Origin of the sequence: Formosa sp. S-31, from assembly GCF_051172795.1 — a bacterium.
GTDB lineage: Bacteria > Bacteroidota > Bacteroidia > Flavobacteriales > Flavobacteriaceae > Formosa.
Genome location: NZ_JAENDK010000003.1, coordinates 36307 through 62468, shown reverse-complemented (window position 1 = coordinate 62468; position 26162 = coordinate 36307). Strand labels below are relative to the sequence as shown.

Annotated in this window: 20 protein-coding genes; 15 read left to right on the top strand and 5 right to left on the bottom strand. The window is 36.2% G+C overall.

Annotated features, from left to right (window positions below; all coding sequences use genetic code 11):
* Positions 1-95 precede the first annotated feature (95 nt).
* From I3217_RS04820 to I3217_RS04805, 4 genes are read left to right on the top strand one after another with little or no spacing between them, the layout of a single operon-like run.
* Entirely contained in the window at positions 96-2108 is a 2013-nt protein-coding gene (locus tag I3217_RS04820) for a M1 family metallopeptidase (RefSeq protein ID WP_435048614.1), read from the top strand.
* On the top strand, positions 2105-3010 hold the full coding sequence (locus tag I3217_RS04815; RefSeq protein ID WP_435048613.1) for a patatin-like phospholipase family protein: 906 nt from the start codon (positions 2105-2107) through the stop codon (positions 3008-3010). Before I3217_RS04820 ends, I3217_RS04815 begins: the two co-directional genes overlap by 4 nt.
* Positions 3007-3930 (top strand): patatin-like phospholipase family protein, encoded by a 924-nt coding sequence (locus I3217_RS04810; protein ID WP_435048612.1) that lies wholly within the window; start codon positions 3007-3009, stop codon positions 3928-3930. Before I3217_RS04815 ends, I3217_RS04810 begins: the two co-directional genes overlap by 4 nt.
* A gap of 37 nt (positions 3931-3967) precedes the next feature.
* The gene (locus I3217_RS04805) at positions 3968-4417 is read left to right on the top strand and encodes a hypothetical protein (protein WP_435048611.1); all 450 of its coding nucleotides are present in this window, start codon (positions 3968-3970) and stop codon (positions 4415-4417) included.
* Between the two features lie 43 nt (positions 4418-4460).
* Here I3217_RS04805 and I3217_RS04800 read toward each other — a convergent pair whose 3' ends face one another.
* Positions 4461-4982, bottom strand: coding sequence for a hypothetical protein (locus I3217_RS04800; RefSeq protein WP_435048610.1), 522 nt, complete (start codon positions 4980-4982; stop codon positions 4461-4463).
* A 211-nt stretch (positions 4983-5193) separates the two neighbouring features.
* On the opposite strand from I3217_RS04800, the gene I3217_RS04795 reads away from it, so the two are divergent.
* Together I3217_RS04795 and I3217_RS04790 are read left to right on the top strand one after the other, a co-directional pair.
* The gene (locus I3217_RS04795) at positions 5194-6756 is read left to right on the top strand and encodes a hypothetical protein (protein WP_435048609.1); all 1563 of its coding nucleotides are present in this window, start codon (positions 5194-5196) and stop codon (positions 6754-6756) included.
* Positions 6757-6863: 107 nt separating this feature from the next.
* A complete protein-coding gene (locus I3217_RS04790) occupies positions 6864-9215 on the top strand; it encodes an ATP-dependent helicase (RefSeq protein ID WP_435048608.1) in 2352 nt (783 codons plus the stop codon).
* A gap of 3 nt (positions 9216-9218) precedes the next feature.
* Here I3217_RS04790 and I3217_RS04785 read toward each other — a convergent pair whose 3' ends face one another.
* A complete protein-coding gene (locus I3217_RS04785; RefSeq protein ID WP_435048607.1) occupies positions 9219-10085 on the bottom strand; it encodes an alpha/beta hydrolase fold domain-containing protein in 867 nt (288 codons plus the stop codon).
* Positions 10086-10131: 46 nt separating this feature from the next.
* Between I3217_RS04785 and I3217_RS04780 the strand changes: the two genes are divergently transcribed.
* From I3217_RS04780 to priA, 4 genes are read left to right on the top strand one after another with little or no spacing between them, the layout of a single operon-like run.
* A complete protein-coding gene (locus I3217_RS04780) occupies positions 10132-10752 on the top strand; it encodes an L-threonylcarbamoyladenylate synthase (RefSeq protein WP_435048606.1) in 621 nt (206 codons plus the stop codon).
* Positions 10753-10810: 58 nt separating this feature from the next.
* Positions 10811-11668, top strand: a complete 858-nt coding sequence (nadC, locus tag I3217_RS04775; protein ID WP_435048605.1) for a carboxylating nicotinate-nucleotide diphosphorylase — start codon at positions 10811-10813, stop codon at positions 11666-11668.
* 1 nt (position 11669) lies between these two features.
* Positions 11670-12611 carry a YihY/virulence factor BrkB family protein gene (locus I3217_RS04770; protein WP_435048604.1) on the top strand — a complete coding sequence of 314 codons (942 nt, stop codon included), beginning with the start codon at positions 11670-11672 and terminating at the stop codon, positions 12609-12611.
* A 3-nt stretch (positions 12612-12614) separates the two neighbouring features.
* Positions 12615-15068 carry a replication restart helicase PriA gene (gene priA, locus I3217_RS04765; protein WP_435048603.1) on the top strand — a complete coding sequence of 818 codons (2454 nt, stop codon included), beginning with the start codon at positions 12615-12617 and terminating at the stop codon, positions 15066-15068.
* On the opposite strand, the gene I3217_RS04760 is transcribed toward priA, so the two are convergent.
* On the bottom strand, positions 15065-15760 hold the full coding sequence (locus I3217_RS04760) for a LytR/AlgR family response regulator transcription factor (RefSeq protein ID WP_435048602.1): 696 nt from the start codon (positions 15758-15760) through the stop codon (positions 15065-15067). The two genes, priA and I3217_RS04760, sit on opposite strands and share 4 nt — an antisense overlap.
* 201 nt (positions 15761-15961) lie before the next feature.
* Here I3217_RS04760 and rpsF point away from each other — a divergent pair, with 201 nt between their 5' ends.
* The 4 genes from rpsF (at position 15962) to I3217_RS04740 (ending at position 17611) form a co-directional block, all read left to right on the top strand.
* The gene (gene rpsF, locus I3217_RS04755) at positions 15962-16300 is read left to right on the top strand and encodes a 30S ribosomal protein S6 (protein WP_435048601.1); all 339 of its coding nucleotides are present in this window, start codon (positions 15962-15964) and stop codon (positions 16298-16300) included.
* Between the two features lie 2 nt (positions 16301-16302).
* On the top strand, positions 16303-16599 hold the full coding sequence (gene rpsR / locus I3217_RS04750) for a 30S ribosomal protein S18 (protein ID WP_435048600.1): 297 nt from the start codon (positions 16303-16305) through the stop codon (positions 16597-16599).
* Between the two features lie 13 nt (positions 16600-16612).
* On the top strand, positions 16613-17059 hold the full coding sequence (gene rplI / locus I3217_RS04745; RefSeq protein WP_435048599.1) for a 50S ribosomal protein L9: 447 nt from the start codon (positions 16613-16615) through the stop codon (positions 17057-17059).
* A gap of 75 nt (positions 17060-17134) precedes the next feature.
* A complete protein-coding gene (locus tag I3217_RS04740) occupies positions 17135-17611 on the top strand; it encodes a DUF6495 family protein (protein WP_435048598.1) in 477 nt (158 codons plus the stop codon).
* Here I3217_RS04740 and I3217_RS04735 read toward each other — a convergent pair whose 3' ends face one another.
* Positions 17612-18850 carry an ABC transporter permease gene (locus I3217_RS04735; protein ID WP_435048597.1) on the bottom strand — a complete coding sequence of 413 codons (1239 nt, stop codon included), beginning with the start codon at positions 18848-18850 and terminating at the stop codon, positions 17612-17614. It lies immediately after the preceding gene.
* A gap of 129 nt (positions 18851-18979) precedes the next feature.
* Here I3217_RS04735 and hisS point away from each other — a divergent pair, with 129 nt between their 5' ends.
* A complete protein-coding gene (hisS, locus tag I3217_RS04730) occupies positions 18980-20353 on the top strand; it encodes a histidine--tRNA ligase (RefSeq protein ID WP_435048596.1) in 1374 nt (457 codons plus the stop codon).
* Between the two features lie 117 nt (positions 20354-20470).
* Here the strand turns inward: hisS and I3217_RS04725 are convergent.
* Positions 20471-26162: LamG-like jellyroll fold domain-containing protein (locus I3217_RS04725; RefSeq protein ID WP_435048595.1), on the bottom strand; the 5692-nt coding region annotated here is incomplete at its 5' end.

The window sequence follows — 26162 nt, the reverse complement described above, 5'->3', positions numbered from 1 at the left end:
TTTTAGTACTGATTTCGATAAACTTATAATTATTCATTTTAAGCTACATGTTGATTAAACGGCATGCAGCTTTTATTTTCTTATACCAAATCGATATGAAATTACTTCTATATAGTATGTTGTTTTGTTCGGCCGTGTTAACTGCACAGCAAACCGATTATGTAGATTTTAAATCCATTTCGGCCGACCTTATTATCTCACCTTTGGAAAAAAGTGTAGCAGGGGAGGTGTCTTATGTTTTTGATGTTTTGAAGCCTGTGGATTCTGTTTTTATTGATGCTCAAAATATGGAAATCTCCAAAGTGCTTTATAACGGAGATTCTGTAACGACACATTATACTGGCAAAAAACTGTGGCTTGTAGCACCATTTCAGGATTCCGAAAATAACACTTTAAAATTGTCCTATCGAGCCAATCCTAAAAAAGCAATGTATTTTTTAGGTTGGGACAATGCAGGTAAATCTCAGGTTTGGACTCAGGGACAAGGAAAATATACCAGCAACTGGTTACCTAGTTTCGATGATATGAATGAGAAAACAACGTTTAATTTAAAAGTTAAATTTCCTAAAGATTATATCGTAGTTTCTAATGGCAAACTGGAGGCGAAAACAGCATTGGATTCCTTAAATATGTGGCAATTCAGTTCTAAATCTGTTATGAGTAATTATTTGTTTGCTCTGGCTTGTGGCGAGTATAATAAGAAACATATTACTTCCAAATCGGGTATTCCTATCGAATTGTATTATTATCCGGAAGATTCGTTACTAGTAGAACCAACATACAGGTATAGTAAAACTATGTTTGATTTTTTAGAAGAGGAAATTGGTGTGCCTTTTCCATGGGAAAATTACAAACAAATTCCGGTGAGCGATTTTTTATATGCCGGAATGGAAAATACCAGTGCAACTATTTTTTCTGATGCTTATGTTATAGATACTATTGGCTTTAACGATAGAAATTATGTTAATGTAAACGCGCATGAATTGGCGCATCAGTGGTTTGGAGATTTCGTTACGGCTACTTCTGGAACGCATCACTGGCTGCAGGAAGGTTTTGCAACTTATTATGCACTCCTGGCAGAACAGGAATTGTTTGGCGATTCCTATTACAAATGGCGATTATTTGAGTATGCCAAGGAGTTAGAGGCTCAGGATAAAAGCGGACAGAGTACTGCCCTGTTAAATGAAAAGGCAAGTAGTACTACCTTTTATAAAAAAGGCGCATGGACCTTGCATGCACTTAGAGTTGAAATTGGAGATGCTGCTTTTAAAATGGCTGTTAAGAATTACCTTACACATCATAAATATGGAAATGTAAGTACTTCCGATTTTATAAAAGAGGCAGAACAGGCCAGTGGTAAAACACTCGATTTATTTTTTCAAACCTGGTTGGAATCCGAAACGTTTCCTATGGCTGATGTTGTAACAAATGAAGAGGATGATATGAGTTACTATATTAAACAGCTTAATACCTTAGAGTGTATCGTTAAAAATAATGCCGATTATTTGTTAGACCCCACTAAGTCATATTTTATAAAACAGGAAATTATTAAAGCGAATCCAAGTCTTATTTCTGGAGAACTTATACAAAAAAATGGAGTAGAAGTACGGCAAACTATAGCTAGCGTTTTAAATGAAATTCCGTTAGAATTACAGACAGTATATGAGACGTTTTTAGATGATGAATCTTATCAGACTCAGGAAATAGCCTTGTATAATTTATGGGTTAATTTCTATACCCGTCGACAGTTTTATCTGGATAAAATGGATGGGCGTATTGGATTTCGGTCTAAAAACATCAGACAGCTATGGCTTGCCTTAGCGTTGTCTACGGCAACATATAAACCCGAGAATAATGAAGTATTTATAAAGGAATTAATTGGTTATACCGGAACTCAATATGGTTTTGAAACGAGGGAGCTTGCTTTTAATTATGTTAACGCCTTGCAGATTTATAATAAAGAGGTTTTGTCGAACTTAATTCAGGCTACACATCATCATAACTGGAGGTTTCAGAAATATGCAAAATCACTTTTGGAATCTGTTCAGAAGCATCCGGAATACAAAGTTATTATAGATAATTTACTAACCGAATCTGGAGTTAAATGAGGGCGTTAGTGATTTCGGGAGGAGGGAGTAAAGGTGCGTTTGCCGGAGGCGTGGCCCAATATCTTATTCAATATAGGAAGTATGATTATGATTTAATTATAGGTACATCAACAGGTAGTTTAATGGCTTCTCATCTGGCTTTGAAAAAAGTTGAAAAGATTAAGGAGGTTTACACGAGTGTGTCTCAGGATGATATATTTAGTAGCTGCCCTTTTTTAATCAAAAAAAAGAAAGGTATGGAAACTATTAAAATAAACCATGTAAATGTATTGCGGAATATTTTAAACGGTAGAAAAACATTTGGGGAAAGCTATAATTTAAAACGATTAATCAAATCGGTTTTTACCGAGAAGGAATTCGAAACATTAAAGGAAAGTAATATCGATGTTGTGGTTACGGTGTCAAATTTGTCAATGAATGAAGTAGAATATAAATCTGTTAAAGAATTTGACTATGATGAGTTTTGCGAATGGATATGGATTTCCTGTAATTACACACCCTTTATGAGTTTGATAAAGAAAAATGGTTGTGAGTATGCCGATGGAGGTCTGGGGTCTATGGTGCCTGTCGAGGAAGCTATAAAGCGAGGGGCAACTACAGTAGATGCTATAATATTACAAACAGAATTAACTCAGTTAAACAGAATGCCATCTTTAAACGCCTTCTCATTATTAACCAATATGTTTGCTTTTATGTTAGATCGCATAATGCGTCAAAACATCAAGATAGGTAAATATGTTGCTACCAATAACGACGCAATAATTAATTTTTATTATACGCCCACGGTGTTAACCACCAATTCCTTAATTTTTAATAAGGAGAAAATGACAAGCTGGTGGCAGAGCGGTTTTGATTTTGCCAAATACAAAAGTGAAGAATTAAGTCAACTTGAAGAACGATGAGAGCACTTGTAATATCTGGAGGAGGGAGTAAAGGCGCCTTTGCCGGCGGGGTTGCTCAGTATTTAATAGAACGTAAAGAGCGCAAATACCATATGTATCTGGGCACGTCTACAGGTAGTCTGTTAATTCCGCATTTGGCAACAGGAAACTTAAGTAAGCTATACACTATGTATACCAACGTGACTCAGCGAGATATTTTTAGTGTGAGTCCGTTTGTGCAACATAAAAAGGATGGGCGCGAATATGTGTCTATCAATTTTATGAATTCCATACTGCAGTTTATAAAACGCAAGCGCACTTTTGGAGAAAGTAAAGCCTTAAAGCGAAATATTAAAAAGCATTTTACAGAATCGGAATATAACTTAATTCGCACTACAAAAGAAGATGTTGTGGTTACCGTATCTAATTTGTCTAAAAGTACAGTAGAGTATAAATCGATAAAAGATTTTAGTTACGACGAATTTTGTAACTGGATCTGGATATCCTGTAATTATATTCCGTTTATGTCGTTGGCAAAAGTTGATGGATACGAATATGCCGATGGCGGTTTTGCCTGCGTAGTGCCGATTCGGGAGGCAATAAATAGAGGAGCTACGGAGATTGATGCCATTATTTTAGAGTCTGAAGTTATGGAGCACAACAAGGTCTTGGGTAGAAATCCGTTTTCTCTAATGTTGAACTTGTTCGGGCATTTGCTGGATCAGGTAGAACACCATGACATTGTAATTGGAAAGTTGCTGGCGAAAAATAAAGGGGTAAAACTTAATTTGTATTACACTCCAACACAGCTCACCGAAAACTCCTTGATTTTTAGCAGACCACTCATGGAAAAGTGGTGGAAAGAAGGTTATGAATACGCAGAAGAAAAGCACTCTAATGGCGTGCCTTCAGAAAAAGATAATATTGATGAATTAGCTTAGATGTAGTTTATTATCATGAACTTATATTTTAATTAGAATGTTAAGTAAAAAGTATGTTTTAGCTTTATTATTAATTGCTGCTTTAGTGGTTTTTAACAACTGGTATACAGATAAGGAGCATGTTTATATCATCTATAATGTGGAGCATGGAAAAATTCTAAATGAGGTAGATTATAATACAGCAACCGGTTATCCTAGAAGAATTATAATGGAGCGAAGAGGAAAACAGAATTATGCCTTATCTGTTAATAATTCGGAAACTGTTTGTTTTAAGCCTTTAAGTACAAAGGAAATTTGTTTGGAAGAAATCGCTGATTTGAATGTGATTTCTATCGATTCAATTTTTAAATTATTACCTTTTCTAGGTTATGCTAACACTCCAAATGATAACATTGAATTTCATGTTGTTGAAGTTGCAAATGGAACTGTGACTCTGTATGGAGTAGAACCAATATTGATAGAATATGATTTTTCTATAACAAAATAAACAACCAATTAAGGCTCTCTTTTGTTAGCTGTAATGGCATCAGCTACCACAAATCACTTACTTCTTCTTTTATGTAAGATAAGGCAGCATCACTTGGGGCGCGTTTTTCCATCATCTCGGTTAATATCACTTCACGTAACTTATTGGCTGAATCGGTTTTTTCAGGCATAGAAGCTTTTCTAATAAGTTGAATCGTTGCATTTTTAGCCGCAGTAATGATATTCCAGCATTCGTCGCTAATATAAATTTGCTGCGATAAATTATGATCAAATTCCTGCTCAATATTGTTTATAAGTAAAGTTTCGTAATCGGATTTATCAGATGACATCGGTTGAACTCTGATGAGTAATTTAGAAGGCGTAATACGTTCTAAAAATAAAGCCATACGCTCGTAAGCCTGTAAACGCAAAGGCATGGAGTTAACCTGAAGGTCTTTTTTTAATAAAAAACGTCTACGACCATCTTCGTTTTTAGTGTGTTCTTTAAAAAAATAATAAGCTATTAAACCTGTAATTAATGCGGGAATGGTATATAGTAATAAATCGATAATCTTATCCGGATCCATTTTTTAGGGCTTAGGGTTTATGGCAAACATACTAGCTTTTTTGGGTTTTGCAAAACTTATAAAAGCTAAAAAAAGCTTAATTGTTTATGGTTATAGTATTTACGATTCTTCCTCAATAAGCTCAATTTCAAAATATTTTATTTAGAATTTAAGATTTAAAGCTTAGTTAAAATTCTTTTGTTTATTTTGGTTAACCATATATAACCGGTCAATGACAAACAAAATTTTTAAAGGTTTAGGTATAATACTCTCAGGAGTTTGTGTATTATTAATTTTAGGATTTGTCTTTGCCGACGATATTGTTAAAAACAGGTTGGAAGCTACAATAAATCGGTTACCGGCAAATGTAATATTCAATTTCGAGGATTTATCTGTAAACGTTTTTGAAGGGACTGTGGCAGTGAAAAAACCGGAGCTGATTATAAATGAAGAAGCTCAGAAAACCATGGCCTTTCACTTTAAACTGCAGGATTTTATTTTAAAAGATATTAGCTTCTGGGATTACCTTATACACAATAAGATTCATTTAACGCACTTAATTTTAGATGATCCTGAGTTTACTTACGTTAAAAACGATTCAGGAAGTACGAACACAGTTACGAAAAAGAAAAAGGGTTTAAAAGACTTTAATAAGCTGGTTAAGATTGATAGTTTTAAACTTAATAACGCCCGAATAACTATCTTTGAAGGCACCCAGGATTCTGTGTTTTTTGATACCAAGGATGTTAATCTGGCCTTTAATGACATCAAGTTTGATAAAAATACGGCTGAAAAAACTATTCCTTTTGAATATTCCGATTACGAAATCACAACTAAAGCGTTAGAATTTCAGCCAGGAGCCTTTGAACGTATAACACTTAACAGTTTAAAACTAACCAGAAACCATTGGGAGGTTAATGATATAAAGCTGAATACTATTTATTCTAAAACAGAATTGTCAAACAAAATAGATCATGAGCGCGATCACTTTACTGTTAGTGTACATAAAATAAGTTTAAATGCACCCGAATTTGGTTTGGAAAACAGGTGGTTTTATTTTAAAACAGATTTGGTTGAAGTTCAAACACCTTCGCTGACAATTTTTCGAGACAAACTTGTAAAAGACGATCCAACGGTAAAACAACTTTACAGTGCTATGTTGCGAAAATTGCCGTTTTATTTATCTCTGAACAAAGTACAGATAAAAAACGGTTTCATTAAATATGAAGAAAAAGTGAAACCCGGGAAGCATTTTGGAGAAGTTACTTTTGAAGATTTTAATGCACAGATTTTAAATTTAAGTAATACTTATAAATCACCGGTAAAAACCGAACTGGATATAAATGCTGTTTTTATGAAAACGGCGCCTTTACATGCATACTGGACTTTCGATGTTAATAACGAGCAGGATGAATTTTCTTTTCAAACAACCATAGAAAACCTTCCTGCATATAGATTGAATTTGTTTACAGAAAACAATTTAAATGTGCGTTTAAAAGGACGGTTTGATAAGATTAATGTTTTAATTAACGGTAATGTAGATGATTCCAGATTTACCTTTGAAGCAAAATATCACGATGTTAAAGTCACCATACTTAATAAACGACATGTCGAGGATAAGCTGCTTACAGGATTAGCCAATATTTTTATTCACAAAAACTCAAAACATAAAAACAACAATTATGTCGAGCATCACAATCGGGTGGAGCGGGACAAAACAAAGTCTGTGTTTAATTTTTTATGGTTAAACGTTAAAGAAGGATTAAAAGAATCCTTTATAAATGGAAAGAAATAGCTTGCCATTAAAATAAACCATGAGTTTTAATGTTTATAATTATTAATAAATCTATTTAATATTCCGCTTTACAAAGGTTAATTTTGTAGCCTAAACATTTTTGAAATTTGGAGAAGTATTTAAGTCAGTTGAATGATGCACAATTAGCACCTACCATTCAAAAGGATGGACCAATGATTGTAATTGCAGGTGCAGGGTCTGGAAAAACCCGTGTGTTAACCTATCGTATTGCCTATTTAATGCATCAGGGAGTAGATCCTTTTAATATTTTATCGCTAACCTTTACCAATAAAGCTGCTCGCGAAATGAAAGAGCGTATTGCCAGTATTGTTGGACAAAGTGAAGCCAAGAATCTATGGATGGGAACCTTTCACTCCATATTTGCAAAAATTTTAAGAATAGAAGCCGATCGTTTAGGGTATCCAAGTAATTTCACTATTTACGATGCGCAGGATTCCAATCGCTTAATTGGTTCCATTATAAAAGAAATGGGGCTGGACAAGGATATATACAAATCTAAACAGGTGTTTTCCCGTATTTCTTCTTACAAGAATAATTTAATTACCGTTAGAGCTTATTTTCAGAATCCTGAACTTATTGAAGCCGATACTATGGCGCGTCGTCCGCGTTTAGGTGATATTTATAAAGCCTATGTAGAGCGTTGTTTTAAGGCAGGAGCCATGGATTTCGACGACCTGTTATTGAAAACTAACGAATTGTTAACGCGTTTTCCGGATGTGTTAGCTAAATATCAAAACCGTTTTAGATATATTCTGGTAGATGAGTACCAGGATACCAACCATTCGCAATATTTAATTGTTAGAGCACTTTCTGATAAGTTTCAGAATATTTGTGTTGTGGGTGATGATGCGCAAAGTATCTATGCGTTCCGTGGTGCTAACATCAACAATATCTTAAATTTCCAGAAGGATTACGATAATGTAAAACTGTTTAGATTGGAACAGAATTACCGATCGACTAAAAATATTGTTAATGCAGCAAATTCCATCATAGACAAGAACGAAACCAAGCTGGATAAAGTGGTTTGGACGGCTAATGATGAAGGAGGGAAAATAAAGGTAAATCGTTCTATGACTGATGGTGAAGAAGGACGATATGTAGCGAGTTCCATTTTTGAACACAAAATGAACGAGCAGTTAAAAAACAGCGATTTTGCCATTTTATATCGTACCAATGCACAATCGCGTGCTATGGAGGACGCCTTAAGAAAACGTGATATTCCTTATCGCATTTATGGAGGGTTATCGTTCTATCAGCGTAAGGAGATTAAAGATATTTTGTCTTATTTACGTTTAATTATTAACCCGGCCGATGAGGAAGCTTTAAAGCGCGTTATTAATTTTCCGCCAAGAGGTATTGGTCAGACAACCATAGACAAGATTCTTATAGCCGCCAACGGTTACAAGCGTTCCATGTTTGAGGTGATGAAGCATATCGATAAAACCGATGTGAAAATCAATTCAGGTACAAAGAAAAAGTTACAGGACTTTGTTACTATGCTGGAAAGTTTTCAGGTGATGAATCAGTCCGTTGATGCCTTTGAACTTGCTGAACATGTTACGAAAACAACAGGCTTAATTAAGGAGTTTAATAAAGATGTCACTCCTGAAGGTGTTGCTCGTTTAGAAAATATTGAAGAGTTATTAAACGGTATTAAGGATTTCGTTGAAGAGCAAAAAGAAATTGTAGATACTACAGGATCTTTGACAGAGTTTCTTGAAGATGTTGCTTTGGCTACCGATTTAGATAACGATAAAGGCGAAGACGACAGAGTCGCTTTAATGACGATTCACTTAGCAAAGGGGCTTGAATTTCCTTATGTATATATTGTTGGTTTAGAGGAAGATTTATTCCCAAGTGCTATGAGTATGAACACGCGGAGTGAACTTGAAGAAGAACGCCGTTTGTTTTATGTGGCACTTACGCGAGCCGAAAAACAGGCCTATTTAACCTATGCTTTGTCCAGATACCGTTGGGGTAAACTGGTAGATTCCGATCCTAGCCGATTTATTCAGGAAATAGACGAACAGTATCTGGAAATTTTAACGCCTATAGAAGAACGTCGCGTAAACCCTATGCTGGATGCTAATATTTTTGGGGATGCCAATGTGCCAAGTCCTGGAAATATAAGGTTTAAACCGGCAAAACAATTACCGATTCAAAAGAAAGGTGCATCACTTAAAAAAGAGCCTGAAAAATTTCAGGTGAGTACCCCTAAAAACTTAAAACCGGTAAGTCAAACTCAAAGTAGTGAAGCTTCTAATTTGTTCGATAATAAGCTAACAGTAGGGAATATCGTTAAACATTTACGCTTTGGTAAAGGTGAAATCCTTAAAATTGAAGGAGCTGGAGCAGATACTAAAGCCGAGATTAAATTTGAAAATGGCGGAAATAAGAAGTTGTTGCTTCGTTTCGCTAAGCTTGAGGTAATCGGATAAAAATTAATCTTCTAAATGGGCAGTTATAAAGCTTTTTAATTTAGACCAGGTGTCTAATAATTCTAAGCCTGCCCAGCCGTGTCCGGCATCTGGATATAGTGTATATTCGTGCATTACACCTAGTTCCTGTAGTTTACTTTGGAGCATACTACCCTGACTAACCGGAACCAAAGGGTCTTGGCCGCCATAAAATAAAATGGTTGGTGGAGCATCTGCAGTTACCTGATGATATGGACTTAAGGTTTTCAGGAATTCCAGAGATAAGTCAATGCCGTATAGCTCCTGGAGTAGGAGCAAATTCTCAAATTCTTCACTTTCCAGATAGGCCGGGTCTGTAAAGTTGGTGGGTCCGACAATGCTGCAAACCATTTTGGCGTCTCTGTCGTTATCAAAAGCATAGCACCAAAGCATGGCTAGATGTGCGCCGGCACTGGTACCGATAAGCCCGAAATCATCGGAAATCTGATAATCGTTTAGTTTGGATTTTACATGATTTACAACGCCGCTAACATCGTTAATCTGCATCGGAAAAGCCTCTGCGGCTTCATTGGCCAGTCTGTAGTTCATGTTTACTATAGCTGTATTTGGTAAGTCGTTTTTTATGAGTTCAACAAAACCATTCATGTCTTTTTTGTCGCCCGAAGTCCAGCCGCCTCCATGAATTAAAATTAGGGTTTTGGTGTCTTCGTCCCGATGCGCCGGAAGAAAAATATCGTATACCTGAGATTCATGGTCGCCATAAGCAACATCTTCAAACGAAGCAGCCTCCAAATCTACATATTCATTTACATCGGTATTGGAATCCGAACTACATGAAAATGTAACTACCGAAATAAGGAATAGGAGAAGGATGGTTTTAGTTGGCTTCATTTAAAAATATTAATTACTTTGTAAACGATTCTACAAGGTACTTATTATGGCTGAATTTATAAAAATTTACGAAGAAAATCCGAACCCAAAAGAAATAAAAAAAGTTGTTGAGGTTTTACAGCGCGGCGGACTTATAATTTATCCTACAGATACTGTGTATGGATTAGGTTGTGATATTACTAACACCAAGGCTTTAGAGCGTATTGCAAGAATAAAAGGTGTAAAACTGGACAAAGCTAAATTTTCTTTTATATGTTACGATTTGAGTAATTTAAGTGATTATGTGAAGCAAATTGATACATCTACTTTTAAAGTGTTGAAACGAGCTTTGCCAGGACCGTATACTTTTATTTTACCAGGAGCAAAAACTTTACCGTCTGTGTTTAAGAAGAAGAAAACAGTGGGGATTAGGGTGCCGGATAATAAGATTGCTTTGGAAATTGTAAAGCAGTTGGGAAATCCGATTGTATCTACCTCTATCAGAGATGAAGACTGGGTGATTGAATATACTACGGACCCGGAGTTAATTCTTGAAAAATGGGGTAGTTTGGTCGATTTAGTTATCGACGGAGGTTATGGCGATAATACAGCATCTACCATTATAGATTTTTCAGGACCTGATGCAGAAATAGTAAGGGAAGGAAAAGGGAGTTTAGAAATTTTTTAAACGCATTACCTTTGCTTTTTTTAATAAGCAATTAGTAATTTAGCATGAAATTAGAATCATGATAAGCAAGGCACAATTCGATATAGAAATTCAGGGAATAATAAGTAATGCCATTAGGGAAGATGTTGGTGACGGCGATCATAGCTCGCTTGCTTGTATCCCTAAATCAGCACAAGGGAAGGCAAAACTTCTGGTAAAGGACGAAGGGATTATTGCAGGAGTAGAGTTCGCGAAACAGGTGTTTCAATATGTGGATTCCAATTTAAAAGTGGAAACCTTAATAGAAGACGGCGCTATGGTAAAACATAATGACGTGGTATTTTATGTTGAAGGTGCTTCGCAGTCCATTTTAAAAGCGGAAAGACTGGTGCTAAACGCCATGCAGCGTATGAGTGCTATTGCTACAAAAACAAAAAAATATGTCGATTTACTGGAAGGTACAGGGACTAAAATTCTGGATACCAGAAAAACTACCCCTGGAATTCGAGCTTTGGAAAAGTGGGCTGTTAAAATAGGAGGTGGAGAAAATCACAGATTTGCTTTGTACGATATGATTATGCTAAAAGATAATCACATCGATTTTGCTGGAGATATCGGTGCAGCCATTACAAAAACACAGGAATATCTAAAGGCGAATAATAGGGATCTTAAAATTATTGTGGAAGCCAGAGATTTAGATGAAATAAAGGAAATTTTAAAGTATCCGGGCGTTTACCGTATTCTTATAGATAATTTTAATTACGAGGATACAAGAACCGCCGTTAAATTAATCGGAGATCAGTGTCAAACAGAATCTTCAGGAGGAATAAACGAACAAACTTTAAGAAAATATGCCGAATGTGGAGTAGATTATATTTCGTCGGGAGCATTAACGCATTCCGTGTATAATATGGATTTAAGCCTCAAAGCGGTATAATATGACTAAGCCTATAGAAGATAAGCTTGAAAAAATACCAATTGTAAACCATGTGGTGCGGTTTTTAAAAACCTTGAAATTACCCGGACTTGAAGGTTTGTCGGTTTACGATTTGTTAGAGCTTTATATTATAGGCATTTTTAAAGGTGCTTTAACGTCGCGGGCCAGTGCCATTGCGTTCAATTTTTTCATGGCGATTTTCCCTTTTCTATTGTTTATCCTAATTCTTATTCCGCATATACCGATTGATGGGTTTAAAGGTGAGTTTCTGGATTTTTTAGAATCGTTTTTACCGCCTAAAACTTCTGATTTTTTCTTTACTAATATTTTTGAAAATATAGAAAGTTCTGAGCGAGGCGGGTTACTCTCAACCGTATTTTTATTGTCTATTGTGTTAATGGCTAATGGTGTTAGCGCAGTATTTTCAGCCTTCGAGAGTTCTTATCATACCGAGTTGTCCAGAAGTCTGGTAAGGCAGTATTTATATGCTTTGGGTGTATCGCTTATTCTGGCATTTCTGGTTTTAATAACAGTGGCCGGATTTGGGTTTGTTCAGATTTATATTTTGGGAAGCCTGTTTACAACTTTGGAGCGCCAAGGTATTGAGGTTGGAGATAGCAGTATCGTCTGGGTTAACATATTAAAATATGTTTTCGGAATTTTTATGGTGTATTTAACTACAGCTACCTTGTATTATTTTGGAACACACGAGGGGAAAGAAAGTAAGTTTTTCTCTTCAGGAGCCTTGTTAACAACGATACTTATAGTGTGTTCTTCTTATCTGTTTGGTGTTTATATCGATGAATTCTCCAGGTATAATGAGTTGTACGGTTCAATAGGAGCTTTGCTGATTCTTATGTTTTACTTGTGGTTAAATGCTAATATTATATTGTTGGGGTTTGAACTAAATGTGTCTTTACGCCAGTTAAGAAAAGGGTATTAAATTATGCGGTATTTTATAGATGTTATACTTCCCATTCCAGTGGAAAATTTGTTTACCTATATAATAACCGAGGCAGAGGCTGGGTTTTTACAATCAGGCATGCGTGTTGCTGTACCATTTGGAAAATCTAAAGTGTATACCGCTATAGTGAAAACAGTTCATAATACGCCACCTGTAATTTATGAAGCAAAGCAAATTCATCAGATTTTAGATGAAAAACCAATAGTTACGGCCACTCAGTTAAAATTATGGGACTGGATGTCATCCTATTATTTATGTGCTGTAGGCGATGTTATGCGAGCTGCTTTGCCAAATGCATTTATACTGGAAAGTGAAACACTGATAAGTAAAAACCCAGATAAAATAATAATTGATACGGATTTAAAGGATGATGAATTTTTAATTTATGAAGCCTTGCATCATCAATCGTCTTTACGCATTCAGGATATTGTAAATATCGTGGATAAGAAACAAGTGTTTCCAATAATTAAACGCTTGCTGGAAAAGGAAGCTGTATTAGTTGAAGAGGAAGTTTTTGAAAAGTATAAGCCTAAACTGGTTAAATACGTAAAACTGCAGAGTAAGCATGCCAGCGAAACAGGTTTACAGCAGCTCATGGAGGATTTAAGCCGGGCACCTAAACAGCGAGAAGTTGTAATGTGTTTATTTCAACTGTCAGCTAAAACTAAAAAACCAATAAAAGTTTCCGATTTAGCCGAAGAAAGTGGAGTTTCTAATGCAGTTATAAATTCCTTAATCGATAAGGAGATTTTAGAGTTGTACTATATACAAACCGATCGGGTGGAGTTTAGTGGAGAAGGGACAGAAAATACGAAACATTTAAATGAAGAGCAAAGCCAGGCTTTAGAGCAAGTAAAGGAAAGTTTTAAAAACCAGGCTGTAACCTTATTACATGGGGTAACGTCTTCGGGAAAAACCGAAGTATATGTTAAACTGATTGAGGAAGTTTTGAAATCTGGAAAACAGGTGTTGTATCTGCTGCCCGAAATAGCATTAACAACCCAATTAGTAAACAGATTACAACATTATTTTGGAGAGCAGGTTGCTATTTTTCATTCAAAATATTCGGCGCATGAAAGAGTTGAAGTCTGGAATAATGTATTAAATGATTTAGACAAAGCAAAGATTGTTCTTGGGGCGCGCTCGTCTGTGTTTTTACCTTTTAGGGATCTGGGGTTAATAATAGTTGATGAGGAGCACGAACAGTCTTTTAAACAATTCGATCCGGCGCCGCGTTATCATGCCAGAGATACAGCTATAGTTTTAGCGCATTTACACGGGGCTAAGACGCTTTTAGGATCTGCAACACCAAGTTTAGAAAGTTATTTTAATGCTCAGCAGAAAAAATATGGTTTAGTAGAAATAACAAAACGTTACAATAATGTGTTAATGCCGGATATTGAGCTGGTCGATATAAAGGAAAAACACAAGAAAAAGTTAATGAAAGGGCATTTTAGCGACAGGTTAATGGAAGCTATGGCGGAAACACTGGAGGATGGCAAGCAGATTATATTGTTTCAAAATCGTCGTGGCTTTTCGCCTATTGTAGAATGTAATACCTGCGGACATTCGCCTCAGTGCCCTAATTGCGATGTCAGTTTAACTTATCACAGCTACAGGAAACAGTTGCGCTGTCACTATTGTGGTTATAATATGGCTATGCTTTTAAAGTGTCAGGCCTGCGGGCAACCGGATTTGGATAGTAAAGGTTTTGGTACCGAACAGATAGAGGAGGAGGTTAAAGCTTTATTTCCAAATTATAAGGTGGGGCGCATGGATCTGGATACAACCCGGGGGAAATATGGTTATGAAAAAATTATAACGGCTTTCGAGCAACAGGAAATGGATATTCTTGTGGGAACACAAATGCTGACTAAAGGTCTGGATTTTAGAAACGTGTCTTTAGTTGGTATTATGAATGCCGATAATTTATTGAATTTTCCTGATTTCAGGGCTCACGAACGTAGTTTTCAGTTGTTATCTCAGGTGTCCGGGCGTGCCGGTAGAACTGATAAACAGGGGAAAGTTTTAATTCAAACGTATAATCCGTTCCATACTATTTTACAGCAGGTTTCAACCAACAGCTATTTAACGATGTATAAGGAGCAGATGGACGATCGTTATAATTTTAAATATCCGCCGGTGTATCGTTTAATACGAATTACGTTAAAGCATAAAGATTTTAATCGGGTGAATACGGCATCGAACTGGCTGGGGACTGCGTTACGACAGGTGTTTGGAAATTATGTTTTAGGACCGGAAGATCCGCCGGTATCGCGCATCAGAAATTTATATCATAAAAATATACTACTTAAGGTGCCACCCAAACAGCCGTTGGGAAGTACAAAAAAAGCTATCGTTAGAATTAACAATAGCTTTATGAATATAAAAGACTTCAGATCTGTTCGCGTAGTCTGTAATGTCGATGCGTATTAAATGTTATTTAGCGCATCGATAAGTTGGGTTTTCTTATTTCTGCTTAAAGGAATTTCGTAAGAGCCAACTTCAACATTTTTACTGTTAAAGCGATCTATTTTATCCAGATTAACAATGTAAGACTTATGGATTCTTAAAAACTTACCTTCCGGTAATTCCTGTTCAAAAGCTTTCATAGTGGAAAGTACAACTAGACTGTTTTCTTCTGTTACCAGTTTAACGTAATCTCCAAGAGCTTCTATCCATTTAATGTCGTTAATGTAAACTTTACGTTTTTTAAGATTACTTTTAACGAAAATATGCTCGCCTTCCGCTTCGTTAAAATCTAATTTTAACTTGTGGTGTTCTATGGCCTTTTCTACAGCCAGCATAAAACGTTCTCTGGTAATCGGTTTTTTTAGATAATCTGTGGCGTCGTAATTAAAAGCTTTAAAGGCGTATTCGGTTTTACCGGTTACGAAAATAATCTGTGGCTTGTTATTTAAAACGTCAAGCAATTCGAAGCCGTTTAAAACGGGCATTTCAATATCTAAAAATATCAAATCAACCTTATGGGTGTTTAATCCATTCTTGGTTTCCAACGCGCTGCTGTATTCAGCAATTAAATTTAGTGAAGGGTGATTTTCTATTAACTTTACTATGGACAATCTTTGAATTGCCGAGTCGTCTACTACTACACAGTTTAAAGTCATAACATTTCAATATTTCGGTTAAGATATCGACAATAGTACAAATAAATCGGATAAAAACCAAAAAAAATCCGATAAAGCGTATTTTTTTTATTTTCATTAACATTTGGATGCATTTAAATGTAATTTTCTGATATCTGTTTGTAATATAGAATAAAAATAATTACTTTTGCAGCCATTTTTAACAATAAAATAGATTTGAATATGAATCATTATGAAGCTGTTTTCATCTTAAATCCCGTTTTATCTGAAACTCAGGTAAAGGAAACAGTACAGAAGTACGAAGATTTTCTTGTTTCTAACGGTGCTAAGATGATATCAAAAGAGGATTGGGGTCTAAAAAAATTAGCTTACCCAATTCAAAACAAAAAAAGTGGTTTTTACCATTTATTTGAATTTACTGTAGCTGGAGAGGTTATCAACCAGTTAGAGTTAGAATTTAGACGTGATGAGCGTTTTATGCGTTACTTAACTGTGAAATTAGATAAACATGCTATTTCATGGGCAGAAAGAAGAAGAGCTAAATTAAAACAAAAAGCGTAATTATGTCATCTATAGAACAACAAGCAAAAGGAAAAAAAGACGGAGAGATTAGATACTTAACGCCTTTAAACATTGAAACTAACAAGCAAAAGAAATATTGTCGTTTCAAAAAGTCTGGAATTAAATATATAGATTACAAAGATCCGGATTTCTTATTAAAGTTTGTAAACGAGCAAGGTAAAATCTTACCAAGACGTTTAACAGGAACTTCTTTAAAGTACCAAAGAAAAGTGTCTGTAGCTGTTAAAAGAGCTCGTCATTTAGCTTTAATGCCATACGTAGCAGATTTATTAAAATAAAATACCGATAACAATGGAACTTATATTAAAACAAGACGTTGAAAATTTAGGATTTAAAGACGATGTTGTAACAGTTAAGAACGGTTATGGTAGAAACTTTTTAATTCCTCAAGGAAAAGCTATTTTGGCGACAGTATCTGCAAAGAAAGTTTTAGCAGAGAACTTAAAGCAAAGAGCTTTTAAAGAGCAAAAAATTGTTGATGATGCTAATAAAATTGCTGAGGCTTTAAAAGCTTTAGAAATTAAAATAGCAGCTAAAGTAGGATCAGGAGATAAATTATTCGGTTCTGTAAACAACATCGACGTAGCTGAATCTTTAGAAAAATTAGGTCACGCTATCGATAAAAAATTCATAACTGTAGCTACAGTTAAGCGTACAGGTAAGTATAACGCTGCCGTTCGTTTACACAGAACTGTAACTGTAGATTTACCTTTTGAAGTAGTAGCTCAGGCTAACTAATTTTAAAAGCGAATTAATACATTAAAACCGTTTAGAAATTTCTAAACGGTTTTTTTAATTTAAAAAAATGACGGGATGAAATACACAAGACTTACAAAAGAACAGTTTGAAGAATTGCATCAAGAATTTATTAATTTTTTAGCTACACAATCTATAGATGCGTCTGAGTGGCAATCTATAAAGGAAAATAAGCCGGAAGTCGCCGAGGAAGAACTGGATGTTTTTAGTGATTTGGTATGGGAAGGCGTTTTAAAACAGGCTAAATTTTTAGAACATATTTCCGGGCAACACATGCATTTGTTTGCCTTAGGAGATACCAATATGCATCTTATCGCTATTAAATTAAAGAACGATATAGATTTAGGTACAAAAGAAGGTTTTGACTGGTTACGAAATAACTTGTTAGATGATAATGTAGAGTTCCTACAGGCTAATAAATCGTATGGAGAAGATAAACATCAGGATATTTTTAACTTAATTCAGCAAGGAGCTATAATTACCAAAGGGGAATTGTATACGTATTTTAACGACCTGGTAAATATAGATAAGTAATTATTCGTAACGTAGGGATTCTATAGGATCCAGTTTTGCCGCTTTAGAAGCCGGATAAGACCCGGAAATAATAGCGACTATAAATGTTATAACACTGGCCCAGATCATGGCGGCCCATGGGATATTGAACTGGAATTTCACGGCAGAGGCAAACCCTAAGCCTAGTAAGGTCCCTAAAATCATGCCCAGAATACCTCCAAACTGACCAATTATAATGGTCTCTATAAAAAATTGAAAAGCTATGGTGCTTTGCTTGGCACCTAAGGCTTTTCTAACTCCTATTTCACGGGTACGCTCGGTAACGGAAACCAGCATAATATTCATAAGGGCTATAGAAGATCCCAGAATTGTTATGATGCTTATTATCCATGCGGCAGTAGATAATACGCTGGTCATGGCACCAATACGGTTTATTAAATCGTCGCTGCGTTCTATGCCGAAATTATTATCTTCTATGGGGTTTAATCCACGTACATTTCTAAAAGTAACTATAGCGTCATCCTGAGCAGCTTCGAGCATATCCTTGTTTTCTACCATAATACTTAAAGCGTAATTGATATCGGCATTAGTGAAAATGGAACGGGCTTTTTGAAGCGGGATAATTACACGTAAATCCTGATTGTTTCCAAAAGTTGCGCCTTTAGATTCCAGAGCGCCAATAACTTTAAACTTAAATCCCCTTACCGAAATGGTTTTTCCAATGGGATTATCTTCATTAAAAAGAGCCTTAACCAAATCGCTTCCTATAACACAAACATTCGAGTTATTTTCAACTTCCATGGCGTTAAATTCACGCCCTTGATCTACCTTAAGTCCGGAATTTTGGAAAAAGTGCGCATTGGCACCAATGGCAGAAACTTCGGGGTCGGTTTTTTTATTCTCGTATTTAACTTCTGCAATGGATGTCCCGACAAAGGATACCGAAGTTTTGGTAAACGGATAGTTATAATTATCGATAAAATCTCTAATATTCTGATAACTGATAATCGGGTTTACTTTTTGTCGGTCTCCACCTTGATGACGTGATGTAAATTTGTAACGCTGTATATTAAATGTGTTGGCACCCATAGACGAAAAATCACTGGAAATCGTGCTTTCCAGAGCCGATACAGCACTTAAAATACCAACCAAAGCAGTAATTCCAATGGCAATAATTAATACAGTTAGAATTGTTCTTAAAAGCTGACTTTTTATAGAATCGAAAGCAATTCTGATATTTTCTCGAATAAGTGAAAACATGAATAATTTCAGTTAGGGTTTGGTCTCGATTTATAAGACTCTTAATTACGAATAAAGTTACTATAAAATTAAAATATCTTATTAAGTCACATCAAAAATTTAGATATTTGTGCTCAAATTTTTAGAGTAATGGCACAAAAACCAAGCATTCCCAAAGGGACACGAGATTTTAATCCGGAACAAGTTGCAAAACGTCAATATATTTTCAGTACGATACAAAAGACATTCGAAACTTTTGGATTTCAACCTATAGAAACACCGAGTTTTGAAAATTCGGAAACGTTAATGGGAAAATATGGAGATGAAGGAGATCGCCTTATTTTTAAAATTTTGAATTCGGGTGATTATTTAAGTAAAGCAGATCCTGTTCTGTTAGCTGATAAAGACTCAACGAAACTAACGTCCAGTATTTCAGAAAAAGCGTTGCGTTACGATTTAACAGTGCCGTTTGCGCGTTATGTTGTGCAACATCAGAATGAGATAGAGTTTCCTTTTAAACGCTATCAAATGCAGCCGGTTTGGCGTGCCGATCGGCCGCAAAAAGGAAGATTCAGAGAGTTTTATCAATGCGATGCCGATGTTGTTGGTTCTAAATCACTTTGGCAGGAAGTTGAGTTTGTTCAACTTTACGATGCTGTTTTTACTGCTTTAAAACTGGAAGGCGTTACCATAAAAATTAATAACCGTAAAATATTATCTGGAATAGCTGAGGTTATTGGCGCCCAGGATAAATTAATCGATTTTACAGTGGCTTTGGATAAGCTGGATAAAATTGGGGAAGATAAGGTTAAAGAAGAAATGTTAAGTAAGGGGATTCCTCAGGAAGGTATCGATAAGTTGCAACCTTTATTTTCGTTAACGGGAACCTTTGAAGCGCAGATATCAAGTTTGAAAGCTATTTTAAGTATTTCGGATGAAGGCTTAAAAGGTGTAGAAGAACTGGAGTTTATAAATGAGGCTATAGAAGGCTTAGGACTTAAAACAGCAGCTTTACAACTGGATGTTACTTTAGCACGAGGTTTGAATTATTATACAGGTGCTATTTTCGAGGTTGCAGCGCCTAAGCGTGTTCAAATGGGGTCTATTGGCGGCGGTGGTCGATATGATGACTTAACCGGAATCTTCGGATTGAAGGATGTGAGTGGTGTTGGTATTAGTTTCGGGTTGGATCGTATTTATCTTGTATTGGAAGAATTACAACTATTCCCGACAACTGTAAATAAAAATGTAGAAGTTTTATTTATTAATTTCGGCGATCAGGAAGCCTTATTTAGTCTGAAGGCTATTAAAAGATTACGTGAAGCAGGTGTAAATGCCGAATTATATCCGGATGCAGCGAAGATGAAAAAACAAATGAATTATGCCAATAAGCGAGACATTCCATTTGTGATTCTGGTTGGCGCTGAGGAAATGGCGTCGGAAACCTTTACGCTTAAAAATATGAAAACGGGAGAGCAAACCAAAGTAGATTTTGAAGAACTAATTACAGTTGTTATATCTTAATTTCTAAACGACTTTGGAGTTGATTTATGATGTAGTAATGTTTGAATTAATATAAATACTAAAAGTAAAAGTCCCGGTATTTCGGGACTTTTTGGTTATATAGGTTAGAAGACTACATTAAAACTGAACGATAACCTTTTTAGAGATACTGCCGTTTTCGGTTTTTACCGTAACAATATAGTTACCTTCAGAAATATTTTTAACCGGGATTTTACAGTTATTGGATAGTGGAGCATTAGTCGCATTCCAGGCTTTTACTGTTTGTCCCAGGGTATTAATTAAATTCACTTGTTTTAAACTTATATGGCTTGGTGTTCTAATATGAATCTCATCTGTATTGTCCAGATAATTTATCGTAATATCCTGAAGTTCGTCTTCAATAACATCCAGTTTGTCATCGTCGGTAAAAGTTAAGAAGAATCTACCGTTGTATTCCCCTGCATCCAAATTAATGGAAAAAGGAACGTTATTGAATTGGGTGTATCCACCCGTAACAGAATCGTAGATAAATACATCAATATCGTCTTCGAAGTTTTCTAAAACTCTTAGACTGATATCGATATTTCCTTTGTTAGACAATACTATATTTAATGGATATTGTTTGGTAGTGTCAAAATCTCCGACCCCTTGTATAACAAAGTTGGCACCGTCAATATTCCAGGACACATCGGTTGAATATAAATCAATGTTCTTGGCATCATAACCATAATCAAAGGCGTCTGTAGCAGTGCCATTTTCAACAAAAGCTAGCAAGAGGTGCCTGTTTAAATTATTCGGTGTAGATGCAGTAATTCGTACTCGTTTGATTACGGATTCATTTTCATCATTGCTTAAGGATGTTGTTTCTGAATTTTCTGATTTCAAGAAGATTGATGTTCCAGAACCAGATTCTCTTTTGAAGACCCGTTGGTCATTTTCAAACTTAATCTGCCCTCCAGTGCCCGTTTCTAAAGCACCTACAAAGAAGCCCTGACCTACAGGGATGTAACGACCTGGCATTAAATTGGAGGATCCTAATTCGCTAATTTCATAACCGTCCACTGTAATTGGCGGTGTACTAGGTATTTCACCTCCGCTTAGGTTATAAATAGCATAGCCTCCCTCATAATCTGCTAAATAGTGGGAATTGCTACTAAAATAATGAATCCAAAAATATAGCGCTCCATCGATGGCATTAGTAGATTCTGGGTTGGCAGTAGATCCTTCAGCGGTTGCTAGGGCATCAGGGATGTTATCCTTGATAAACTCATCAGCATCCAATGCACTTGGATAAGGATTACCAATTAAAATTTCATTACCATGGGATACCGCTGTATTAGCATTTTGGATCAATCCATTATGCGGTTTCCCTTTAAAGACATAGTTCTGCTCATCAGTACCTGTACCGCTACCGCTTCCTTTCATGGTATATCCATTTCCTGTAGGGATGGTTCCTGTGCTGCCCACACGTTTCCATTCTAAATAGGTATTGGAAATAGCATTATAGGTCAAAATCCAATAATTACACATGGAAAGTGGGGGGCCAGGACTGGCATCATAGCCTCCAATCCAACTGATTGATCCCGGATTTGCGGAGGTAGCACCATTCATTAAGACATTAGCAACAGTATAATTGGCATTGATTGCAACATTAGAACCTATCCCACTCACCGGGGAACTCCAATAGTTATAATTATAAAGATTGGCTGTACCTTGTTGGTCTCTTTCAATAAAACCTGTGCTTGTAGGATCCAGCTCACTGTCATTCAGTTGGTTTTCACTGTATCGTTTTTGAATCAGCTGCGATTCCCCAATTAAATCAATTTGACCATTAAGTTTTAGATAATGGGTTACCCATAAAGCGTTACCGCTATTATATTCATCTTGAGTCATATTAGGGTTTGAAATAGTGATTTCAGAACCTGAATTAATTAATAATCCCAAAAGGGTAATGTTGTCGTTATGAGAATTGACATTATGAGATGTTCTTACAATATTCCAGTCTATCGATTCGCCTTTAATTCCTGCAGAATTGGGAATGTATTGTACATCTCCATTTAACCAAGTTGAACTGGTATCCCATGAGCCTCCGTTTGCTGTTTGGAATGGAAGTGGGGCATTATCTGCCAGAGTTGAGGTAATGTTCTTTAAAAGTCCAGGAGTTCCGACACCGGTACTTTGCAGATATCCACCGCTTATTTCGGAACTTGTATTTAATTGATAATAACCGATAAGATTCGAACTTGATAATCCGGCAATATCTGTTTGTAAAACATTTCCATTTATTAAGCTTCCTGAATTGTTTACTTCCTGATTCATCATTTCCTGAATCTGTTCTTGAGTCAATGCTGTAGACCAGTAGCGTAGTTCGTCCAATTTACCTCCAAAACATTCTTCTGGTATATCCCCAACCACATGATGTGTTCCTAGTAAATTATCAGCAGTATTTGATGTTGGAGCATCTGAACCACCAGAACTGCCTAAAATACCGTCTACATAAATATTATAATTACCGTCATAGGTTACAGCTACATGATGCCAAAGCGTATTATTTGGATATTCTGATGTAACACTGCTATTGTTGTAATTAAATGATATATGAGAACCATCAGTATTAAAACTTAAATCGTAACCCGAACTAGTGTCGTTACCGTTTCGTTTTGATATCACTGTTTGTGGATACGTATTTTTGGTACGTCTTACCCAGGTTTCTATTGTAAAATTCCCTGTGAAATTGTAAGTGTCACCAAATACTACATGGTCGTCTGTACCATCGAAATCCAGATCATCACAGGTTAAGAATACGACCTGTATGTCTGCGCTTGTAGGGGTACAAGGATGATTTGTAGATTGAGTCATAGTCCAGGTTAAATCGTAAGTCGCTCCAGGATCACCTACAAGAATCGCATTAGGGTCTGTAAATGGGTCTGGGTAGGTACTGGAATCACTGCTTATTAATACAGGATCTGTAAATCCTGAAGCAGGAGTAATGGTCCAGATACCTCCTGTAGCATGATATTCATCCATTGTAGGGGTGTTACCAGTTAACTCAAAGGTGTTGATTCCACATTCTACATCAGCAAAAATCTTGCCTGTGGCTTCTGCAGTTTCCTGTTCGTATACCCAGAATGTAACAGGTGTAAAACCACCTGCAGCTATTGTACTTCTACAGCCGTTAATGTAGGATGTAGCATAAAAGGTGTGTTCACCCGGTTCTAAATCAGAAGTGTCCAAAGTAAATTCCTCATCACTTGTAATAGTGATTATAGTTTCATTATTACTTTCATCTACTTCCACCCATTCAAATTCTTCCCCATAAGGTTGGTCAGGTAATACAAAATTATCAAGGGCTGCAGAACTACCATCGGTACCAATAAATGTGAATTTCAACCTTAACTGGGGCTGTCCTATATAACTGTTTAAGTCCAGTGAAAATTGAGTTAAACCTAAAGGATTTCCCCAACTTGTAGGTCCGGTAAAAGTTTCCAGGTTTATACCATATGTAGTACCACCATCTAAAGATAAATCTATTGCTAAGGAAGCTCCGGATTCTAATACATAGGCCATATAGAACTCGAATGTAGCTGTAGATAGACCAATAGTATTAAATACAGGGGTTTCTAATGTTGCTCCTGGTATGCCGTTATATATTGGTTGTACTCCATTTACCACTGCAAATTTACCATCCGAATCATAAACTGTTCCTCCGTAAGATTTTTTTGGAGCTGCTAAGGCCCAAGGATTTGTTTTGGCGTTACTATTACCTGATGGCATTTCTTTTTCTTGTCCGTTGGAAAGCCAACCTTCTGGCTGAGCGCTTTGAAAGTCTCCGTTTTGAATTAGGCCTCCACCTGTGCCGAAACCGCTTTCTGCGGAAAATTCGATTGGTTGTCCTATACAAACACGATCTATATTTACAGTTACTGGAGTAGGTTTGATATCTGGTGGGATAACACTTATAATGGCTCGTTGAGAATAAGCTAAGCCACAACTACCACTTTGTATTACCGCTCTATACGCGGCTGTTTCTATAATTCCGGTATAATTAAATTCATATTCTTCATCAGGGGCTGGGTTACTGGAAACATCTGTCCAGTTTAGTCCGCCATTTGTTGATGACTGCCAGCCAATTACAGTACCAGTATAGCCTGAAACGGTTAATTTGCCACTACCGTTATGACAGGCTATAATGTTATTGCTAATGGTAGCTTCATCGAATTCATCATACCCAGCAACAGTACCACCCACAGAAATCGGATCGATGGTTATTGTTGTGGTGTGCGGAGCACCTGCGCAGTATTTCGTGCCATCAATAGTAAATGTAACGTCGTAGGTTCCCGGGCTACTGGCTCCAGCATCAATATTACCGGTCCCATCAATTACCAATCCGTCGCTTGGAGAGCCTGATTTTGGTACAACTGTAAATGTTCCATGTTCGGACGAAGTTTCAGAATCAGTAAAATTAATGGAAGCAATAGATCCACCAGAATTACAAAACGCAGAAGATACAGAAGATGGATCTGTAGCATCATTTAAATAGTTGAAATCAGCGTCTTTTAACGATTTTATTATAATAGTAACATCAGCAGTAGTGGTTGAACAATTTCCTGAATCTGGAGTATAGCTGTAGGTGATTTTGTATGTGCCAGGCTCACTTCCAGAGGCAATGGTTCCGTCTGCATTCAGTGTTAAAACTCCGCTATCAGAATCAGGGCCTACTTTTTCATAGCTATAGGTGTTAATGCCATTAGTTAATTGGCTGGAGGTTATAGCTGCTGGTAAATCTGAAGTACAAAATTCAGTTGCAGCATAGCTAATAGTAGCTTCGGGTTGTTCTTCAATTTCTATTTCGATAGCAGTAGTTGTTACTCCGGAACAAGGACCTTGATTTGGAATATCATAGGTGATACTGTAGGTTCCTGCTGCTTTTTCTTTTGGGTTAAATTCACCTGTGTTAGAATTTGTAATAAAATCTGAAACTTCTGTAGGCGTGTCGACACCATTATCATACAATACCTTAAATTGTCCGTCAGCAAGGTAGTTTGAATCGAATTCTGTTGGTTTTACAGTAAGATCCTGAGAATTACAATACGTTATATCAGCATAATTTAAAGTAGCTTTAGGGGTTACTATAACTTCCACGGATACGATATCTGTGATTATTTCATCACAATAACCGCCAGTTGTACTGATTAGAGCATAATATTCTATTTTTCCAGCGTTTTCAGTATTCGGAGAGTAGGTATTTGTAACAGGACTATTTTCGGTAATTGCTTCAGACTGAACTAATATATCATCATTTTCACTAGAGGAATTAAAGTCATTATTATTTACAATCTGGTACCACTCAATTTTTGCAATAGAACCAGAAGCAGTTACGCTTAATGTTGCATCATTGTCTTGACAAACCGTTTTCGATTGTGGTTGAGTATTGATTGTTATGTCTTGGTTTACATTTAAGGAAACGGTATTGGATTGTATTGGTTCACAAACATTAGAACCAGTAATAATAACATAATACTGTCCATCATCGTCGATGTAATTTGTATTTGTAATGGTTAATTTATTGCTTTTTGCTCCAGATATGGCAATATCTGTAGGCGAAGCTACTTTATACCATTGATAGTCATATCCACTACCTTCAAAATCTCCAGTAATATCATATACACCAAAGGTCGCAGTTTGAGATGCACAAATGCCAAGGTTTTGTGGTTGGGTTCCTATTACCACTTTCTTTTTTATAGTAATGGTTCCAGAAATGTTATCAGACTCACACGTTCCTGTTGCAGTTAAAGTATATTTTATATCTCCAGTAATATTGGCATCAGCA

Bases quoted from the DNA above. Each gene is read 5' to 3' on its own strand.
- I3217_RS04780 (WP_435048606.1), top strand. From the start codon at position 10,132: ATGGCTGAATTTATAAAAATTTACGAAGAAAATCCGAACCCAAAAGAA.
- rplI (WP_435048599.1), top strand. From the start codon at position 16,613: ATGGAACTTATATTAAAACAAGACGTTGAAAATTTAGGATTTAAAGAC.
- I3217_RS04770 (WP_435048604.1), top strand. From the start codon at position 11,670: ATGACTAAGCCTATAGAAGATAAGCTTGAAAAAATACCAATTGTAAAC.
- I3217_RS04795 (WP_435048609.1), top strand. From the start codon at position 5,194: ATGACAAACAAAATTTTTAAAGGTTTAGGTATAATACTCTCAGGAGTT.
- I3217_RS04740 (WP_435048598.1), top strand. From the start codon at position 17,135: ATGAAATACACAAGACTTACAAAAGAACAGTTTGAAGAATTGCATCAA.
- I3217_RS04760 (WP_435048602.1), bottom strand. From the start codon at position 15,760: ATGACTTTAAACTGTGTAGTAGTAGACGACTCGGCAATTCAAAGATTG.
- I3217_RS04785 (WP_435048607.1), bottom strand. From the start codon at position 10,085: ATGAAGCCAACTAAAACCATCCTTCTCCTATTCCTTATTTCGGTAGTT.
- I3217_RS04735 (WP_435048597.1), bottom strand. From the start codon at position 18,850: ATGTTTTCACTTATTCGAGAAAATATCAGAATTGCTTTCGATTCTATA.
- rpsR (WP_435048600.1), top strand. From the start codon at position 16,303: ATGTCATCTATAGAACAACAAGCAAAAGGAAAAAAAGACGGAGAGATT.
- I3217_RS04815 (WP_435048613.1), top strand. From the start codon at position 2,105: ATGAGGGCGTTAGTGATTTCGGGAGGAGGGAGTAAAGGTGCGTTTGCC.
- nadC (WP_435048605.1), top strand. From the start codon at position 10,811: ATGATAAGCAAGGCACAATTCGATATAGAAATTCAGGGAATAATAAGT.
- I3217_RS04800 (WP_435048610.1), bottom strand. From the start codon at position 4,982: ATGGATCCGGATAAGATTATCGATTTATTACTATATACCATTCCCGCA.
- priA (WP_435048603.1), top strand. From the start codon at position 12,615: ATGCGGTATTTTATAGATGTTATACTTCCCATTCCAGTGGAAAATTTG.
- I3217_RS04820 (WP_435048614.1), top strand. From the start codon at position 96: ATGAAATTACTTCTATATAGTATGTTGTTTTGTTCGGCCGTGTTAACT.
- I3217_RS04805 (WP_435048611.1), top strand. From the start codon at position 3,968: ATGTTAAGTAAAAAGTATGTTTTAGCTTTATTATTAATTGCTGCTTTA.
- rpsF (WP_435048601.1), top strand. From the start codon at position 15,962: ATGAATCATTATGAAGCTGTTTTCATCTTAAATCCCGTTTTATCTGAA.
- hisS (WP_435048596.1), top strand. From the start codon at position 18,980: ATGGCACAAAAACCAAGCATTCCCAAAGGGACACGAGATTTTAATCCG.
- I3217_RS04810 (WP_435048612.1), top strand. From the start codon at position 3,007: ATGAGAGCACTTGTAATATCTGGAGGAGGGAGTAAAGGCGCCTTTGCC.